Source organism: Pseudomonas mandelii (assembly GCF_900106065.1).
Lineage (GTDB): Bacteria > Pseudomonadota > Gammaproteobacteria > Pseudomonadales > Pseudomonadaceae > Aquipseudomonas > Aquipseudomonas mandelii.
Genome location: NZ_LT629796.1, coordinates 2,529,838 through 2,546,909 on the forward strand (window position 1 = coordinate 2,529,838; position 17,072 = coordinate 2,546,909).

Below are 17,072 nucleotides of genomic sequence, written 5' to 3' on the forward strand. Positions count from 1 at the left end.
TAGTGTCAGTCAACATTGATGTTGAATATGATGGGCCCTTCTCGAGCAGGCTCGCTCCCACAGGTTTCGTGATCACCGTGGGTCGTTATCCTTTGCAATCACCGGGGCTCGCCCGTATCTTGCGGCGCTTGAGCGTGAACAGACACTTTTTGAGGTTGCCGTAATGAGTTTGACCGAAGCCCGTTTCCATGACCTGGTCGATGCCACCCAGCAGACGCTGGAGGATATTTTTGACGATAGTGGCCTGGATATCGATCTGGAGAGCTCGGCCGGTGTGCTCACCGTCAAGTTCGAAAACGGCAGCCAGTTGATCTTCAGCCGCCAGGAACCCCTGCGTCAGCTGTGGCTTGCGGCCGTGTCCGGTGGTTTCCACTTCGATTACGACGAAGAGAGCGAGCGCTGGATGTGCGACAAGAGTGAAGAACAATTGGGCGAGATGCTTGAGCGCATCGTCAAGCAGCAAGCTGACGTCGAGCTCGATTTCGAAGGCCTGTGAGACCGTGACCCAGCCTGCGCCCGTTCGTCCGCCCAAACCGCTCTACAGCAATGTCAGCCCGGCCGTGCCTTCGCCGTGCAGCGGTGTGTGTCGGCTGGACGAACAGAAGGTCTGCCTCGGCTGTTTTCGCCATGTCGAAGACATCCGCGAATGGCGCTCGGCGGATGATGATCGTCGGCGTGTGATCTGCGCCCAGGCAGTCCAGCGCAAAGCCTTGGCATAAGAGCTTTTGTGGCGAGGGAGCTTGCTCCCGCTGGGCTGCGAAGCGGCCCCAAAAAGCTTACGACTGCTGCGCAGCCGAACGGGAGCAAGCTCCCTCGCCACAGGCAAGCCTCTCTCAAAAATGTCAGCGCAGGTGCGTGGTCGCCGCTCACTTGTATATTTATTGAGCTGTGATAGTGTCCAGAAACGCCTCAACCCATCGAGGCTCGTGAAAACCCCGCCTTTTTCTGGCGGGGTTTTGCTTTTTTTGTGCAGAAGAAAGGAGTCTGCCTCAATCATGACCACACCTTCCATCACCCTTACTCGTCTGGACGTGCAACGTCTGGAGCGCCTGATCGACAGCCTGGATGACACGCTGCCGGGCGTCATTGCGCTGCAAACCGAACTGGATCGCGCCGATACCGTGGTCGGTCACGAAGAAGTGCCCGCCGATGTCGTCACCATGAATTCCCGTGTGCATTGCCGCGAAGAAGGCAGTGGCAAGGACTATCACCTGACCCTGGTTTATCCCAAGGACGCCAACGCCGACGAAGGCAAGATTTCCATTCTGGCGCCGGTCGGCAGCGCGCTGCTCGGCCTTAAAGTTGGCCAGCACATCGACTGGCCAGCACCAGGCGGCAAAACCCTCAAACTGACCCTGCTGGAAGTTGAATCCCAGCCGGCCGGGGGCGGTCATTTTCCGGAATAAACCGCTTAGACCTGCTCGAGCGCCTCATTCAACGCGCGCTCCAGGTCGGCCTTGTAGCGCAAGTACAAATTGCTTGAACTCTGACCATCACCGAGCAGGCCCGACAAGTCCAGGTCGGTGATGTAGCAGCGATAGCGCTCGATTTCCCGGCGCTGCTCGACGATCTCCTGGGCGACCACGCTAAACAAATGGTCGCCATACTCCAGCTCTGAAAATTCTCGCTGATTGCAATACAACGTGACCTGCACCTGTCCCGGCGCGGCTTTGCCGATGATCGCCTGCACGTCGTAGAACGGTTTATTGATCGGGGTTTGCGGCGCCGGCCGGGCTTCGACGCGACGCGCCCGGCCAGGACCTGACGGCAATAGCTGGTAATACAACGTGTCGAGGTTCAGGGGCTGGGCGGCGTTCATCGGCAACAACGCGTCGCGTCGGTACTTGATTGATTGCAGGAACCGTTGCAGTGGCACCAGCAGGCTTTGTTCGTCGTGATAGGGCAAGCGCTGCTGCCACAGGGCATTGAATTCATCCAGTACGTACAGCTCCGCCTGCTGTTCGGTGATTCGGTAGAACACTTGAATGCATTCGGGCTGGCCCATGGGCAGGATCAGCGCCAGGTCGTGGTCTTCCAGTGCCATCGGGTCCAGGTGCAGCGGGCTGTAGCTCGCCAGTTCTTCGCCCAGGTAATCGAACAGCGCCGGCAGCGTGGCGAGGGCGACGTGATTGACCTGGCCGGGCACCAACTCCAGCACGTGGTAATGCTGCTGGACCTGTAGCAGGTAGCGATGATTGAGCTGGCTCAGCAGCAGGTTCTGCGCCGTATCGAGGACCTCTTCGACCCGCCGTGCAATGAATTGCGCCCGGTTGTGGCAGAAACAACGCACCCTCAAACGGGGTTGTTGTAGACCGTTCGGCAAGTTGTTGAGGTAATCGCGCAGGCAGTCGAGCAGGGCGTGGGGGCCGTCGTAGCGGTTGACCAGCACTTCGTTCCAGCTGTTGAGCGTGACCTGGTCCAGGGTCAGCACCAGGTTTTCCCGGACACCGGCGTAGCTCAGGGAGTCGGTGCGCTCGGTGGTCATCAGGATATTCAGGTCGCGGTGATGCTTGAGCGGATCGACGCCGACGTTTACCAGAATCAGCACTTCACTCGGCACACTGGCGCGCAGCAAGGGCTCTTCGGCAACCGTCGCCAACGGCAGGGCGATGCTTTGTTGCAGGCTGCCGAGCAGGTTGAACAGTTCGAACTCGCTCAAATCGCTGGTGCCTGGGTGCAAGGCGAGGCGGGTGCTGCTGTCGATCACACCGTTGCGGTGGCACCAGGTCAGCAGCTCCAGCAATTGGCGGCTGCGCTTGATCGGCGCGAAATGTTCCCACTCGTGGGCTGCCAGGCTGCCGTTGTACAAGCCCCACTGGGTTTGCCCGGGTTCTTTCTTGTTGGGTGCTTGCACCAGGGTCAGGGTGTCTTCGGCCAGGTCCGGAGCGATGCCGGGGTTGATGAACTCGACTTTGTCCGCTTTGCGCTCAAAGGCTGCATACAGCCGCCGACCCAGCACGTTGAGGTCGCGTTTGTTGATCAGGCTGGCGGTTTGCTCGTTGCGGGCGAACTGGGTCAGGAAGCGGTAGCTGTAGTTCAGTTCATTGACCAGGGCTCGGCGTTCGGTGCTGACCTGGCGGACTTTCCATTGGCTGCGGCTGTCGAGCAGCGCCAGCTGCCGCTGATCCCAGTGCCATTCGTGAGCCAGGCGCTCAAGCAGCGAACGTTGCCAGCTCTGGGTGCGACTGCTGCCGGTGAGCTTGCGGTTGACCTTCAGGTACAACGCGCGGCGTACCAGCTCCAGGCGCTCCGGCTCGCCCCGCGCGGTGAGGTATTCCTCAATGCGTCGGTAGACCACGATGTAGGGGTCGAGCTCGTCGAGGTCCAGTTGATTGGCGAATACCGCCTGCTTGAAGCGCAGGCTCAAGCAATGGACCTTGGGGTGTTCGCTGGCATACACCTCGATCAGCAGAAGTTTGAGCACGGATTTGTAGGGCGACTCGATGCCCTTGAACAACTGCCAGAGCCCGGCACCGATGAATTCCCCCGGCGGGATATAGGCCAGATGCCCCAAATCCAGCGACTCGTCCGCACGGATGAAGCGCTTGGACAGCAGCGTGTGGGTGTAACGGTCGTAGGCGGCTTCTTCGTAGACTGGCACCAGCCACCAGATTGGCGTGCGGCCGGCCAGCCAGATTGCGGTGCGGTAGAACTCATCCAGCAGCAGGTAGTGCTGGGTCGTGCCGCAGTCTTCCGAACTCAATTGCGTATCGCGCTCGCCGAGCACGAAGCGGGCCGGGTCGATCAGGAAGAAATGCGCCTCGGCGCCCTGGCTGGCGGCCCAGGCCTCGAGCAACTGGCACTTTTTGCGCAGCTCGGCGAGTTCGTTCTCGTTCAATTCCGGGCTGTGACAGACCCACACGTCCATGTCGCTTTGATCGGCCTGGGCCAGGGTGCCCAGACTGCCCATCAGGAATAGTCCGTGGATCGGACGCGGTGGATTGCTGCCGTGGCGTGGCTTATAGGAAAACGATCGGGTCAGGCGCTGGGCTTCGGCGAGGGCGTTGGCGTCAGGCTCGAAATTCGACAGCCCGGCTGGCGTGCTGCCCGACACATAACCTGGCAACAGCGGGTGATTGACGTGGAAAAACAGCGGCAGCAGCGTCAGCACCGTTTGTTGGCGGGGCGACAGCCCTTCCATGGCACGGGCCATGCGGCCTTCGTTGAGCTTCAGAAAGCGAGCGCGCAGCTGGCTGAGAACCTTGCGGTCGATTCCCTCGTCCAGATCGGGGCGGATTTCATGGGTGCGGGTCATGTCAGCTCAAACCGGCTCGCGAAGCTCGGACGTGGGGTCTGCGGATGGGGGCAGTTTAGCGCCTCGGACGCGGGACTTTTAAGCTGAATTTGTATTTTTGACGCCAGATTTCTACCGCGAGGCGACGTCAAGTCACAAAGTGTGCCCGCGGAAAACCCGTAGCAGGGGTTTCCGTGGGCGCTACGGTAATGCTCAGGCTGTTTCCTGGACGTTGAGAATGGTCAGAACGGTTTGCACATTTTGCGCGGCGTCACGACCCAGACTGGTCAGATAACCACCATCTGGCTGGGTGATCAGTTCTTTGTCGAACAGTCTTTGGGCGGCAGCAATGGCTTTCGGGGCAGCGGTCTGATGAATTTTCAAACCTTCCTGGGAACTGTCCAGGTTGAAGAGTGCGAGGATTTCCAGTTCGGCAACCAACTCAGGGGTAAGCGACATAAGGACTCCAGACTTTCTAGGAATTGGACGACAGCGCCCCTAAGGTGAGCCCACTCGTGCGGCATGTCCAGTGCTCGCGACAGGGTTTTTTCGCCTCGGGATGCATTCCCCGCAGGGTGGTGCGCCAGCGGGGTGCGTAGGAGCGAGGCTTGCCCGCCAAGAGCGATGACACGGTTTGTCTGGAAAAACTTCAGCGCACCCTTCGCGGGCGAGCCTCGCTCCTACGGAATCGGGGTTACTTCTTTTCCGGCGGCAACTCTGGCAATGCCCGCAGGGCGGTTTCATACCATTCGGTGTTGAACGCGCGGTCTTCTTCGAGGATTGCGTCGATTTCTACTGCCAGCACATGGGCCATCAGGTTGAGGATTTCCTCGCGCTCGTAACCGACCAGGGTCAGCTTGTTGAACGTGGCCTTGGCCGCAGGCGGGTTGTCGCTTTCGATCTGGTTTTCGATGGCTTCGATCAGGGTGGTTTCGGTGAATTCTTCTTCGTCGCTATCGATATCAGTTGGCTCGCTCATGGCAGGCTCCTCAAGTTTAAGGCGGCCAGTTTACCTGCATTCAGCGCTGTGATGCTGCTGGCAGGAATCGCTTCGGCGTTCTATAAACAGGCACTGCCAACCCCGCACGGCCTGGAGGCTTTGTGATGCTCAAGCTTTATGGATTTTCCGTCAGTAACTACTACAACATGGTCAAGCTGGCGCTGCTGGAGAAGGGCGTGCCGTTTGAAGAAGTACCGTTTTATGCCGGCACCAGCCCGGACTCGCTGGCCATCAGTCCGCGCGGCAAGGTGCCGGTTTTGCGCACCGAGCAGGGTTTCATCAATGAAACCGCGGTAATCCTCGAGTTCATCGAGCAAAGTCAGAACGGTATACCGCTCCTGCCGAGCGACCCGTTCGAGCGGGCGCAAGTGCTGGCAGTGGCCAAGGAAATCGAGTTGTACATCGAGTTGCCGGCTCGCGCCTGTTATCCCCAGGCATTTTTCGGCATGCAGGTGCCGGACGCGATCAGGGACAAGACCAAGACCGAGCTGCTGGCAGGCTTTGCCGCGTTGGGCAGGCACGGCAAGTTCGCCCCTTATGTGGCAGGGGACAGTCTGAGCATTGCGGATTTGTACTTCCTGTACAGCGTTCCACTGGCCTGTGCGGTGGCGCATAAGCTGTTCGATATCGATCTGCTGGCCGAGATGCCGGCGGCCAGGGCGCTGTTGGAGCGACTGGAGCAGAACCCGAACGTACAGCGGATTGCGGCGGACAAGGAAGCGGCGATGCCGGCGTTTATGGCGATGGTCGCTTCCAAGAAGTAGGGTTTTGTAGCGTTCTTGAATCAGTCTTCGCGGGCAGGCCTCGCTCCTGCGGGATCGGTGTCGTTCGCGCAATTGCGGGGCGACACAGATCCCGTAGGAGCGAGGCTTGCCCGCGAAGCTTTTAGCGGCTGGCGAGCAATGCCTGACCGCGCGCCACGGCCTTCTTCACCTGCGCCGGCGCAGTCCCGCCGATATGGTCGCGGGCGTTCACCGAGCCTTCCAGGGTCAGCACGGCGAATACGTCCTGATCGATCTGGTCGCTGAACTTGCGCAGCTCCTCCAGGCTCATTTCCGCCAGGTCCTTGCCGCTTTCCACGCCGTACTTCACGGCATGGCCAACGATTTCGTGGCAATCACGGAACGGCAGGCCGCGGCGTACCAGGTAGTCAGCCAGGTCAGTCGCGGTGGAGAAACCACGCAGCGCCGCTTCGCGCATCATCGCGTGCTTGGGCTTGATCGCCGGGATCATGTCGGCAAAGGCTCGCAGCGAATCGCGCAGCGTATCGGCCGCGTCGAACAGCGGTTCCTTGTCTTCCTGATTGTCTTTGTTGTAGGCCAGTGGCTGGCCCTTCATCAAGGTCAGCAGGCCCATCAGCGCGCCGAAGACACGGCCGGTCTTGCCACGCACCAGCTCTGGAACGTCCGGGTTTTTCTTTTGCGGCATGATCGAGCTGCCGGTGCAGAAACGGTCCGGCAGATCGATGAATTGGAACTGGGCGCTGGTCCACAGCACCAGCTCTTCGGAGAACCGCGACAAGTGCATCATCGCGATGCTCGCGGCCGAGCAGAACTCGATGGCGAAGTCGCGATCAGACACGTTGTCCAGCGAGTTGCCGCCCACGGCATCGAAGCCCAGCAACTGAGCCGTGAACTCGCGGTCGATCGGGTAAGTGGTGCCGGCCAGCGCGGCGCTGCCCAGCGGCATGCGGTTGGTGCGCTTGCGGCAGTCGACCAGGCGCTCATAGTCGCGGCTGAGCATTTCGAACCAGGCCAGCATGTGGTGCCCGAAAGTCACCGGCTGCGCGGTTTGCAGGTGGGTGAAGCCCGGCATGATGCTGCCGGCTTCGCGCTCGGCCTGCTCCAGCAAGCCTTTTTGCAGGCGGGTGATTTCGCTGAGGATCAGGTCGATCTCGTCGCGCAGCCACAGGCGAATGTCGGTGGCGACCTGGTCGTTGCGGCTGCGCCCGGTGTGCAGTTTTTTACCCGTGACGCCGATGCGGTCGGTCAGGCGCGCCTCGATGTTCATGTGCACGTCTTCGAGGTCGATGCGCCAGTCGAACTGACCGGCCTCGATTTCACCCTGGATGGTCTTCAGGCCATCGGTGATGCTGTCGCGCTCGGCGTCTGTCAGCACGCCGACCTTGGCCAGCATGGTGGCGTGGGCGATCGAGCCCATGATGTCGTGGCGATACAGGCGCTGGTCGAAAGTGACGGAGGCGGTGAAGCGGGCGACGAAGGCGTCGACGGGTTCACTGAAGCGGCCGCCCCAGGACTGATTGGTCTTGTCAGTGCTCATGAATTCGCTCGTGTCGGCTGAAGAAAAAATGACGGTGGAAGCTGCCGCGGATAATAACAGGGTTGCCAATCCTGTCGCTGACGCTGGTCGACAGGTTTTTTTCACAAGGCGGGGTCCATACTCGGGACATGCCTTGTGGGAAATTGCGCAACGATATTTTCCGATTGAGCAATATCGTCCCTGCAACCGTCTACAGTTGGACAATAGGAACAGCGCACTTCTCGGCGCTGCGGCTGACTATAAGAAGAGGGGGTGTTCATATTGTGTATCGGCAAACCCTACGGCGATACCTCGCTTATGCGGGCCAGAGCCTCCAATCAATTGGCAGATGAAAATTTAGCCGCCGGTCTCGCGGCACTTTTTGGCCCTCGCGCTAGTCTTAGCGTGGATCGCGGTGACGGACGTCACTTCACCTGTCTACGCTATCCTTGTGCGAGACTCACGCAGGAATCCAGCGCAATATGAATGTCCTGATCGTTGATGACGAACCCCTAGCCCGCGAGCGCCTGAGCCGAATGGTTGGCGAACTCGAGGGATACACTGTCCTGGAGCCCAGCGCCACGAACGGCGAAGAGGCGTTAGCGCTGATCGACAGTCACAAGCCGGATATCGTGTTGCTCGATATCGGCATGCCAGGCCTTGATGGCCTGCAAGTGGCTGCCCGGTTGTGCGAACGCGAAACCCCGCCCGCCGTGGTGTTTTGCACCGGGCCCGATGAATTTGCCGTGGAAGCCCTGCAGGCCAGCGCCGTGGGCTATCTGGTGAAGCCTGTGCGAACCGAACATTTACATGATGCATTGAAAAAAGCCGAGCGGCCCAATCGCGTCCAGCTCGCCGCCCTGACCCGTCCAGCCGCCGAAAGCGGCAGCGGCCCCCGCAGCCACATCAGTGCCCGAACACGTAAAGGCATTGAGCTGATCCCGTTGGGTCAGGTGGTCTACTTCATTGCCGACCACAAATACGTGACCTTGCGCCATGAAGGCGGCGAAGTGCTGCTGGATGAACCGCTCAAGGCCCTGGAAGATGAATTCGGCGACCGTTTCGTGCGCATTCACCGCAACGCTCTGGTCGCCCGCGAACGCATCGAACGCTTGCAGCGCACGCCGCTGGGGCATTTTCAGCTGTTCCTCAAAGGCCTCAATGGCGATGCCCTGATCGTCAGCCGTCGCCATGTGGCCGGCGTACGAAAAATGATGCAACAGCTTTGATTCGCTGATCAGAAGCGAACTTCACACCCGTTTGTTGGACGTCCGGGGCCAGGGAGGCCACGTAGTTTCTGATACAAGTCAAAGTGGATTTGGCTGAGCTGTTATTATCCGCCGTATCTATTCAGTACGGATTGATCCATGTCCTCTCGCGAAATCCGCATCGCCACCCGCAAAAGTGCTCTTGCCCTGTGGCAAGCCGAATACGTCAAGACACGTCTGGAACAGGCTCATCCGGGCTTGCTTGTGACGCTGGTGCCCATGGTCAGTCGTGGCGACAAGCTGCTCGACTCGCCCCTGTCGAAAATCGGTGGCAAGGGCCTGTTCGTCAAGGAGCTCGAAACCGCGTTGTTGGAAAACGAAGCCGACATCGCCGTGCACTCGATGAAAGACGTGCCGATGGATTTCCCCGAAGGCCTCGGTCTGTTCTGCATCTGCGAGCGTGAAGACCCGCGCGATGCGTTCGTTTCCAATACCTACGCCAGCCTGGATGAGTTGCCGCAAGGCAGCATCGTCGGCACCTCCAGCCTGCGCCGTCAGGCTCAGCTGCTGACTCGCCGCCCGGACCTTGAAATCCGCTTCCTGCGCGGCAACGTCAACACGCGCCTGGCCAAGCTTGATGCCGGCGAATACGACGCCATCATCCTCGCGGCTGCCGGCCTGATTCGTCTCGGCTTCGAAGATCGCATCACCTCGGCAATCAGTGTCGACGACAGCTTGCCGGCTGGTGGCCAAGGCGCGGTCGGCATCGAATGCCGTAGCGCCGACAGCGTAATTCACGCCCTGCTGGCGCCGTTGCACCACCAGGACACCGCCACCCGCGTGACCGCGGAACGTTCCCTCAACAAACATCTGAATGGTGGCTGCCAAGTGCCAATCGCCTGCTACGCCGTGCTTGAAGGCGAGCAGATCTGGTTGCGCGGTCTGGTGGGCGATCCGAGCGGCGGCCTGCTGCTCAACGCCGAGGCTCGTGCGCCAAGGGCCGATGCAGAAGCCTTGGGTGTGCAAGTCGCTGAAGACTTGCTGAGCCAGGGCGCCGCCGACATTCTGAAAGCGGTCTATGGCGAGGCAGGTCACGAGTGACGGGCTGGCGCCTGCTGCTGACGCGCCCCGCAGATGAGTCGGCGGCGCTGGCCAGCGTTTTGTCGCAAGCGGGGATTTTCAGCAGCAGTTTGCCGCTTCTGGAGATCGAGCCGATTGCTGTCTCTGACACAATGCGCGAGGTGATTCAGGGGCTGGATCGTTACTGTGCGGTGATCGTGGTCAGTAAACCGGCCGCGAGAATGGGCGTTGACCTGCTCAATCAGTATTGGCCACAGCCACCGTCCCCGCGCTGGTTCAGCGTGGGCGCTGCGACTGCGCAGATCCTGGCGGATAACGGGCTGGACGTGAGTTTCCCCGCCGAGGGCGATGACAGCGAAGCCTTGCTTGAGTTGCCCTCGTTGCGCGAGGCGATTGCCCGACCCTATCCGCGGGTGCTGATCTTGCGCGGGGAGGGCGGGCGCGAGTTGCTGGCTGAGCGTTTGCGCGAGCTTGGTGCTAGTGTCGAGTATCTGGAGTTATACCGTCGTGGACTGCCTCACTACCCGTCGACGGTGCTGCCTGACCGGATCGAAGCGGAACGCTTGAACGGGCTGGTGGTCAGCAGTGGACAGGGTTTTGAGCACCTGCGCCAATTGGCAGGCAATGCCTGGACTGAAATGGCGCAGTTGCCGTTGTTTGTTCCAAGCCCCAGGGTCGCCGAGCTGGCACGTGCCGCCGGGGCCCAAACAGTTGTGGATTGTCGTGGCGCCAGTGCCACGGCTTTGCTGACGGCGTTACGGGAGCATCCCGAACCCGTTCTCTAATGCAAAGGATGGATACGTGAGCGAAACAGCCTTGCCTAAAGATGACGTGCTGCCGGTGCTTGAAGCGCCGGTTGAAACTCCACCACCTGCCACAGTGCAGCGCCGGGGCAATGGGCTGGCAATCGTCGCGCTGCTGTTGGGCGCCGCCGGTGTTGCCGTGGGCGGTTGGGGTGTCTGGCAGGTGCGTCACCTGCAAGCCAACACTCAGCAGCAGTTGAGCCAGGTCCAGGCGTTGAGCGATCAGGCGCAGAGCCTGAAACTCAATGAACAGCGCTTGAGCGCGCGCCTTGAACAAATGCCTGCAGCCGAAGAACTGGACGCTCGCAGCCGTTTGGTGGCGCAGTTGCAAGGCGATCAGCAACGCTTGAATCAGCGTCTGGAGACGGTCCTCGGTGCGAGTCGCAAGGATTGGCGTCTGGCCGAAGCCGAGCACTTGTTGCGTCTGGCCAGCCTGCGCCTTTCTGCGCTGCAGGACATCAGCAGCGCCCAGGCCCTGGTGCAGGGTGCCGATGAAATTCTGCGTGAACAGAACGATCCCGGTGCCTTCGCAGCTCGCGAGCAAGTGGCCAAAACCCTGGTGGCGCTGCGCAGCACAGAACAGCCGGATCGCACCGGGTTGTTCCTGCGATTGGGCGCACTGCGCGATCAGGTCATCAACCTCACCGAGCTGGCCCCCGAGTACAAGGATCGTGGCGAATCGCTGTTGGGCCTGACGGCCGATGGCGACGGAGCCAGTCGTTGGGCGCAGTGGTGGGATCAGATTTCGCGCTACATCCGCATCGACTTCAATGCTGACAAAAATGTTCGCCCATTGCTGGCAGGGCAGAGCCTGAGTCAGGTGCGTCTGGCGCTGAGCCTGGCGCTGGAGCAGGCGCAATGGGCCGCGCTCAATGGCCAGGCAGCGGTCTACACCCAGGCGCTGGCTGAGGCGCGTGACGTATTGACGGGCAACTTCAACCCGGACAACCCTCAAAGCAAAGTCATGCTTGAGCAGGTGGGCGAGTTGAGCAAGCAGCCGGTCACTGTGGTCACGCCGGACCTGACCGGGACATTGAGTGCGGTTCAGGGGTATCTGGAGCGGCGTAACGTCAACGCCGAAGATTCGATCAAACCGATGGCAAAACCGGCCGCGAACACTGCGCAGGAGGCCACGCCATGAAACGCCTCTATGTGATCGTGTTTCTGGTCATCGCCGCAGCCGCTGCACTGGGCCTGGCGATCGCCGAGCATTCCGGTTACGTGCTGATTGCCTACAAGACCTTCCGTTATGAAGCGAGTCTGTGGGCCACCCTGGCGTTGGTCGCGGTGCTCTGGCTGGTGTTCTGGGGCATCAAGGCGTTGGTTGAGCTGGTGATGACGTCCAGCGGCGTGGTCAATCCATGGTCGCGGCGCAATCGCAGCCGTCGGGTGCAAGTGGCGATCGAACACGGTCAGCTGGACCTGGCGGAAGGTCGCTGGGCCAGTGCGCAGCGTCATTTGCATCGCGCCGCCGAAGCCGAGCGCCAGCCGCTGCTCTACTACCTTGGCGCCGCACGCGCCGCCAATGAACAAGGTCACTACGAGGAATGCGACAACTTGCTGGAGCGCGCCCTCGAACGCCAGCCCCAGGCGGAGTTGGCGATTGCCTTGAGTCACGCCCAGTTGCAGAACGACCGTGGCGACACCGAAGGCGCCCTGGTGACCCTGCAAGCCATGCACGAGCGTCATCCTCATAACGTCCAGACCTTGCGCCAGTTGCAGCGTCTGCATCAGCAGCGCGGCGACTGGTCGGCGGTGATTCGCCTGCTGCCGGAGCTGCGCAAGGATAAAGTCTTGCCTCCCGCCGAGCTGGCCGATCTGGAGCGACGGGCGTGGGGTGAAAACCTTTCCCTGGCGGCGCATCAGGAAGCGGACGGCACGGTGGGTTTGCAATCGCTCAATCGCGCCTGGCAGCAACTCACCTCGGCTCAGCGCCAGGAGCCTCAGTTGGTGCTGGCCTATGCCGAGCAACTGCGGCAACTGGGAGCACAGGTCGAAGCGGAGGAGGTTTTGCGCACAGCGCTGAAGCGCAAGTACGACAGTCATCTGGCGCGTCTCTACGGTCTGGTGCGTGGTAGCGATCCGGCTCGTCAACTGCAAACGGCCGAGGGTTGGCTCAAGGATCATCCGGCCGACCCAAGCCTTCTGCTGACACTCGGCCGCCTGTGCCTGCAAAGCAGTCTGTGGGGCAAGGCGCGGGACTATCTGGAAAGCAGTTTGCGGGTCCAGCGCAACCCGGAAGCCTGTGCGGAACTGGCGCGGTTGCTCGCTCAGCTCGGCGACACAGAGCGCAGCAATCAGCTGTTTCAGGAAGGTCTGGGCCTGCTGGATGAGCGCCTGCTGGCGGCACCACTCCCAGCGCCCGTTTACGCCTGACGTATTCCTTCTGTAGCAGCTGGCGCAGCCTGCGTCCGGCTGCGAAGCAGTTGTAAAGCGAGCACCACGGTTTCATCAGGCCAATCGCGTTTAAATGTATGACGACTGCTCAGCAGCCGGATGCAGGCTGCGCCTGGGGCGGGAGTCGTTCCTGGGCGCGATCCGGCCGCTCGAATTTCGCTGAATGTTTAGCTTTGTAATCCCTGATCGGCTTTGTCCTACACGGGACTTCATCAAGTCCTCCCGACGCTGTCGGGAATTCCCTACACTTCTGGTGAAGTGTCCGTGCCGGCCTGCCTTGAAAGGCTGGCGCGCTTTCCTCTACCGTAACCGCCTGTCTCTACTGTTACGGATAAGCCATGTTTTTGGCCTGCTCACGCTCCTTGTTTTTCATGGCTTTTATTGCAGGTGCCTTGGCCTTGGGCGTTTCCTATTACCTGGAATACGCAATCGGCCTCAAGCCTTGCGGGTTATGCCTTTTGCAGCGAGTCTGCCTGGCGTTGTTCACCGGTGTCTGCCTGACAGCTTCGGTGCATGGCCCCGGCCGCTTCGGGACTTGTCTTTATTGGCTGCTCGGTTTGTCATGCAGTCTCGCCGGTATGGTCGCGGCGTGGCGGCAAGTCTTGTTGCAAAGCGATCCGGCGCATCAGCTATCGACCTGCTCTACCAATCCGCAGGCCTTATACGAGAACGTGCCCTGGCTGTGCAAAGTGACGCGGATGTTCAAAGGGGACGAAGATTGCGCAGAAATCTCCTGGACGCTGTTCGACCTGAGCATCCCGGAGTGGAGTCTGCTGCTCTTCATGGCGGTGACAATTCTGAGTGTTTATCTGCTGCTGCGCGTTGTCTGGCTTGCCTGCAAGCGACCGCTCAGCGGCGTGTCGTCGCACCGGGGGCTGGCGGGTGATTAAACACTTGTATGAACTTTATCTCCTGCGTACCTTGAAGCCATTGTCGCGCGGGCATAATCTGGCCCGCACGTGTCATTGGAATTATGTTGCTCGATGGCGCTCTGCCTGGCCGATTCTTGATGATCAAGACTGCGACAGGTGTAGGGCAGCATGACCCACAAGGGAAGAGAGATCACCATGCTCGAAAGTTGTCAGAATGCTCAGGAACGTTGGGGTGGAGTGCATCTGCTGATCGATCGCTGGTTGCAGGAGCGTCACGAACTGGTTCGAGCCTACGATGCTCTCGGTGCCAAGCCAGAGGCTTTGGGCGAAAACCGAAAGCCGTTGCAGGAATTCTGCGGCGTGCTGGTCGACTACGTGTCTGCCGGGCACTTCGAAATCTACGAACAGCTGACCGGCGAAGCCAAGGCTTTTGGCGATACTCGCGGGCTGGAGCTGGCCGAGACGATTTACCCGCGCATCGACGTCATCACCGAGAAGCTGCTGGCGTTCAACGACCTGTGTGATGCAGGCAAGTGCGTGGCAGAGAAATTCAAGGAGCTGGGCGGGCTGTTGCACGAACGCTTCGAACTGGAAGATTGCCTGATCGAAGTGCTGCACACTGCTCACAAGGAAGAGGACTCGGTTCAGGCCTGAACCTCTCCTGCAAGACTAAAAAACGGTGCGCTATGCGCGCCGTTTTTCGTTCTCGGTTTTCAGCTTGTGGCACCGCGCAATTCGACTTCGAACACCAGCGGCGTAAATGGAGCGATCAGGTCGCCGGCACCGTCCGCGCCATAGGCTTGCGACGATGGAATCACCAGGCGCCATTTCGCACCGACCGGCATGTTTTGCAATGCGCTGCGCCAGCCGCTGATTACGCTATCCAGACTGAACCACTGCGGCTTGCTGTTCTGATCGAACACGGTCCCGTCGGGAAGGCGTCCGACATATAAAACTTCGACCTTGCCATCAGGGCCTGCCTTGGCCCCCGTGCCCGGTGCCAACTCGGTCAGCAAAATGCCATCCGCCAATTCACGAACACCCGGTTTGGCTTTTTCCTCGGTGAGAAAGCGCTGCTCTTTTTCCAGCGCGACTTCACTTTGTGGCAGGGCGGGTTGCTCGGCGACCTGGGCTTCGTGCTCGGCCAGAATCTGTTCGATCTGCTCGTCTTTCAATGCCAGTGGCTTGCCTTGATAGGCTTGTTGCAGACCGTCGAGCAATGCCTGGAGTTGCAGATCCGGCACCTCTTGGCGCAAGCGTTCACCCAGGCTCGCACCCAGGCTGTAAGCAAGATCGTGAGCCTCGTTCGGGGTGGTTTTTTCGGCGGCCTGGGCCACGGAAAAAAACACACACAACGATAAAAAAAAGTAGCGCGACATGGGCACACTCCGATCTGAGATGCGGTGGATTATGCCAGTGTGAGTGCGCTCAAAGGTGAACTGGTTTTGCACCCGCGCAGAAGAATTTCAATCTGTTGCAACGCAGCGCTTTCGATACTGTCAACATGCCCTAGCGGCGGTGTCATCAGAGGTCTAGTATGAGCCGCACCCACGTCAGCCAGGAGGTAAACCATGTCGGCCACCAAGAAGCCTGTAAATACCCCGTTGCACTTACTCCAACAACTCTCGGGCAGCCTGCTCGATCATTTGGAAAACGCTTGTTCCCAAGCCTTGGCTGATGCTGAAAAACTGCTCGCCAAACTGGAAAAGCAGCGCGGAAAAGCGCAGGAGAAATTGCACAAATCCCGTACCAAGTTGCAGGACGCCGCAACTGCCGGTAAAGCCAAGGCACAAACCAAAGCGAAGGGTGCGGTGAAAGAACTTGAGGACTTGCTCGATGCCCTCAAGGATCGTCAATCCGAAACGCGCAGCTACATTCTGCAACTCAAGCGCGATGCTCAAGAAAGCCTGAAACTGGCCCAGGGTATCGGTCGTGTACAAGAGGCTGTCGGCAAGGCGTTGTCCCTGCGTTCGGCCAAGCCTGCTGCGGCACCTGCCAAGAAAGCCGCTGCCAAACCGGCGGCTGCAAAAGCACCGGCCAAGCCTGCTGCCAAACCTGTCGCCAAAGCGCCGGTGAAAGCCGCAGCAAAACCTGCGGCGAAAAAACCGGTTGCTGCCAGCGCTGCAAAACCAGCGGCTAAATCGACGGCTGCCAAAACTGCCGCCAAGCCAGCTGCTGCCAAAACGGCCGCCGCTAAACCTGCTGCAAGAACCGCTGCTGCGAAACCGGCTGTGGCGAAAACCGCAGCGGCAAAACCAGCTGCAAAATCGGCTGCTGCGAAGCCTGCTGCAAAACCTGCCGCTGCAAGAACTGCTACCGCCAAGCCAGCCGCAAAACCTGTCGCGGCTAAAACCGTTGCCGCAAAACCGGCTGCAAAAGCTGCGGCGAAACCCGCTGCTAAACCCGCTGCCAAAGCTGCCGCCGCGAAACCCGCTGCCGCCGCCAAGCCAGCTGCTGCAGCGAAACCAGCAGCCAAACCAGCTGCAGCAAAACCTGCTGCCGCGAAGCCAGCTGCAAAACCTGCCGCCAAACCGGCCGTGAAAAAGCCTGCCGCTGCTGCCAAGCCAGCTACTGCGCCAGTTACCAAACCCGCGACTCCAGCTGCATCGGCTTCGCCAGCGGCAGCAGCCACCCCCTCGACCCCATCGACTGCGCCAACGCCAGCCGCACCGTCGAGCACCAGCACCACCCCAGCCAGCGCTTCTTAAGTGCCGGTTGCCGCGACGCGCAGCTGATGCAGCGCGTCGCGGTTCAGGTGGGCGGCGCCTGCCGCCACACCTTCCAGCCAGGCCGTTGAATCGGTCACCTCATACTGCGGCCAACTCTGCGCCACACGTTCCAGTCGCAACAGCAGATGCCGTTCGGCTTCCATCTCCAGTGCTTTCACTTGTTCGCGCAGATCATCCAGTCCGGCATCCTCGCTGGCGGCGGCTTTCCATTGCATTCGCAAGGCGCGCAACGGTTGCACGACATCTGCGTCCCAAGGTCCGGCTATATCGCGAAGCAACTGCAAGCGTTGTTCGTTACAGGTGACGCCCCGTTCTCCCAGCCACAACCCGCATAGCAGCAAGCACACGTTCACACCCGCCGACTGCAACGTCAGGCACGCGTCTTCAATGCCGGGACGCGCGTAGGTGGTAAGGGAAAAGCTCCACAGGTCAGAGGACATAGTGCTACTCGCGCCAGTTGCGAGCGAAGCTGGTAGACTCCGCCGCCATT

At 60.3% G+C, this 17,072-nt stretch carries 18 protein-coding genes; 12 read left to right on the forward strand and 6 right to left on the reverse strand.

Annotated elements, in window-relative coordinates; genetic code table 11:
• Positions 1-163 precede the first annotated feature (163 nt).
• The 3 genes from cyaY (at position 164) to rnk (ending at position 1,406) form a co-directional block, all read left to right on the forward strand.
• The gene (gene cyaY, locus BLU63_RS11405) at positions 164-496 is read left to right on the forward strand and encodes an iron donor protein CyaY (RefSeq protein WP_010465094.1); all 333 of its coding nucleotides are present in this window, start codon (positions 164-166) and stop codon (positions 494-496) included.
• A 4-nt stretch (positions 497-500) separates the two neighbouring features.
• Positions 501-719 (forward strand): DUF1289 domain-containing protein, encoded by a 219-nt coding sequence (locus tag BLU63_RS11410; protein WP_010465092.1) that lies wholly within the window; start codon positions 501-503, stop codon positions 717-719.
• Positions 720-995: 276 nt separating this feature from the next.
• Positions 996-1,406, forward strand: a complete 411-nt coding sequence (gene rnk, locus BLU63_RS11415) for a nucleoside diphosphate kinase regulator (RefSeq protein WP_010465090.1) — start codon at positions 996-998, stop codon at positions 1,404-1,406.
• A gap of 5 nt (positions 1,407-1,411) precedes the next feature.
• Here the strand turns inward: rnk and BLU63_RS11420 are convergent, their stop codons facing one another.
• The 3 genes from BLU63_RS11420 to BLU63_RS11430 all read right to left on the reverse strand — a co-directional run bounded on the left by BLU63_RS11420 (position 1,412) and on the right by BLU63_RS11430 (position 5,213).
• Complete coding sequence (locus tag BLU63_RS11420; RefSeq protein ID WP_083375481.1) at positions 1,412-4,255, reverse strand: class I adenylate cyclase; 2,844 nt, start codon at positions 4,253-4,255, stop codon at positions 1,412-1,414.
• Between the two features lie 192 nt (positions 4,256-4,447).
• Complete coding sequence (locus BLU63_RS11425; protein ID WP_010465085.1) at positions 4,448-4,693, reverse strand: TIGR02647 family protein; 246 nt, start codon at positions 4,691-4,693, stop codon at positions 4,448-4,450.
• A gap of 235 nt (positions 4,694-4,928) precedes the next feature.
• Positions 4,929-5,213 carry a hypothetical protein gene (locus BLU63_RS11430; protein WP_010465083.1) on the reverse strand — a complete coding sequence of 95 codons (285 nt, stop codon included), beginning with the start codon at positions 5,211-5,213 and terminating at the stop codon, positions 4,929-4,931.
• A gap of 125 nt (positions 5,214-5,338) precedes the next feature.
• On the opposite strand from BLU63_RS11430, the gene BLU63_RS11435 reads away from it, so the two are divergent.
• Positions 5,339-5,998, forward strand: coding sequence for a glutathione S-transferase family protein (locus BLU63_RS11435; RefSeq protein WP_010465081.1), 660 nt, complete (start codon positions 5,339-5,341; stop codon positions 5,996-5,998).
• 121 nt (positions 5,999-6,119) lie between these two features.
• Here the strand turns inward: BLU63_RS11435 and argH are convergent, their stop codons facing one another.
• Entirely contained in the window at positions 6,120-7,514 is a 1,395-nt protein-coding gene (argH, locus tag BLU63_RS11440) for an argininosuccinate lyase (RefSeq protein WP_010465079.1), read from the reverse strand.
• A gap of 461 nt (positions 7,515-7,975) precedes the next feature.
• Between argH and BLU63_RS11445 the strand changes: the two genes are divergently transcribed.
• The 7 genes from BLU63_RS11445 to BLU63_RS11475 all read left to right on the forward strand — a co-directional run bounded on the left by BLU63_RS11445 (position 7,976) and on the right by BLU63_RS11475 (position 14,507).
• A complete protein-coding gene (locus BLU63_RS11445) occupies positions 7,976-8,722 on the forward strand; it encodes a LytR/AlgR family response regulator transcription factor (RefSeq protein WP_010465077.1) in 747 nt (248 codons plus the stop codon).
• A 138-nt stretch (positions 8,723-8,860) separates the two neighbouring features.
• A complete protein-coding gene (gene hemC, locus BLU63_RS11450; RefSeq protein ID WP_010465075.1) occupies positions 8,861-9,802 on the forward strand; it encodes a hydroxymethylbilane synthase in 942 nt (313 codons plus the stop codon).
• Positions 9,799-10,566, forward strand: coding sequence for a uroporphyrinogen-III synthase (locus tag BLU63_RS11455; protein ID WP_083375482.1), 768 nt, complete (start codon positions 9,799-9,801; stop codon positions 10,564-10,566). Before hemC ends, BLU63_RS11455 begins: the two co-directional genes overlap by 4 nt.
• A gap of 16 nt (positions 10,567-10,582) precedes the next feature.
• Positions 10,583-11,725 (forward strand): uroporphyrinogen-III C-methyltransferase, encoded by a 1,143-nt coding sequence (locus BLU63_RS11460; RefSeq protein ID WP_010465071.1) that lies wholly within the window; start codon positions 10,583-10,585, stop codon positions 11,723-11,725.
• On the forward strand, positions 11,722-12,960 hold the full coding sequence (locus BLU63_RS11465) for a heme biosynthesis protein HemY (protein WP_010465069.1): 1,239 nt from the start codon (positions 11,722-11,724) through the stop codon (positions 12,958-12,960). Before BLU63_RS11460 ends, BLU63_RS11465 begins: the two co-directional genes overlap by 4 nt.
• A 359-nt stretch (positions 12,961-13,319) precedes the next feature.
• The gene (locus BLU63_RS11470) at positions 13,320-13,871 is read left to right on the forward strand and encodes a disulfide bond formation protein B (protein ID WP_083375483.1); all 552 of its coding nucleotides are present in this window, start codon (positions 13,320-13,322) and stop codon (positions 13,869-13,871) included.
• A 177-nt stretch (positions 13,872-14,048) separates the two neighbouring features.
• Positions 14,049-14,507 (forward strand): Rsd/AlgQ family anti-sigma factor, encoded by a 459-nt coding sequence (locus tag BLU63_RS11475; RefSeq protein ID WP_007899333.1) that lies wholly within the window; start codon positions 14,049-14,051, stop codon positions 14,505-14,507.
• Positions 14,508-14,566: 59 nt separating this feature from the next.
• On the opposite strand, the gene BLU63_RS11480 is transcribed toward BLU63_RS11475, so the two are convergent.
• Complete coding sequence (locus BLU63_RS11480; RefSeq protein WP_083375484.1) at positions 14,567-15,232, reverse strand: FKBP-type peptidyl-prolyl cis-trans isomerase; 666 nt, start codon at positions 15,230-15,232, stop codon at positions 14,567-14,569.
• 192 nt (positions 15,233-15,424) lie between these two features.
• On the opposite strand from BLU63_RS11480, the gene BLU63_RS33165 reads away from it, so the two are divergent.
• Entirely contained in the window at positions 15,425-16,561 is a 1,137-nt protein-coding gene (locus tag BLU63_RS33165; protein WP_083375485.1) for an AlgP family protein, read from the forward strand.
• On the opposite strand, the gene BLU63_RS11490 is transcribed toward BLU63_RS33165, so the two are convergent.
• Positions 16,558-17,022 (reverse strand): TIGR02444 family protein, encoded by a 465-nt coding sequence (locus BLU63_RS11490; RefSeq protein WP_083375486.1) that lies wholly within the window; start codon positions 17,020-17,022, stop codon positions 16,558-16,560. The two genes, BLU63_RS33165 and BLU63_RS11490, sit on opposite strands and share 4 nt — an antisense overlap.
• Positions 17,023-17,072: the final 50 nt, after the last annotated feature.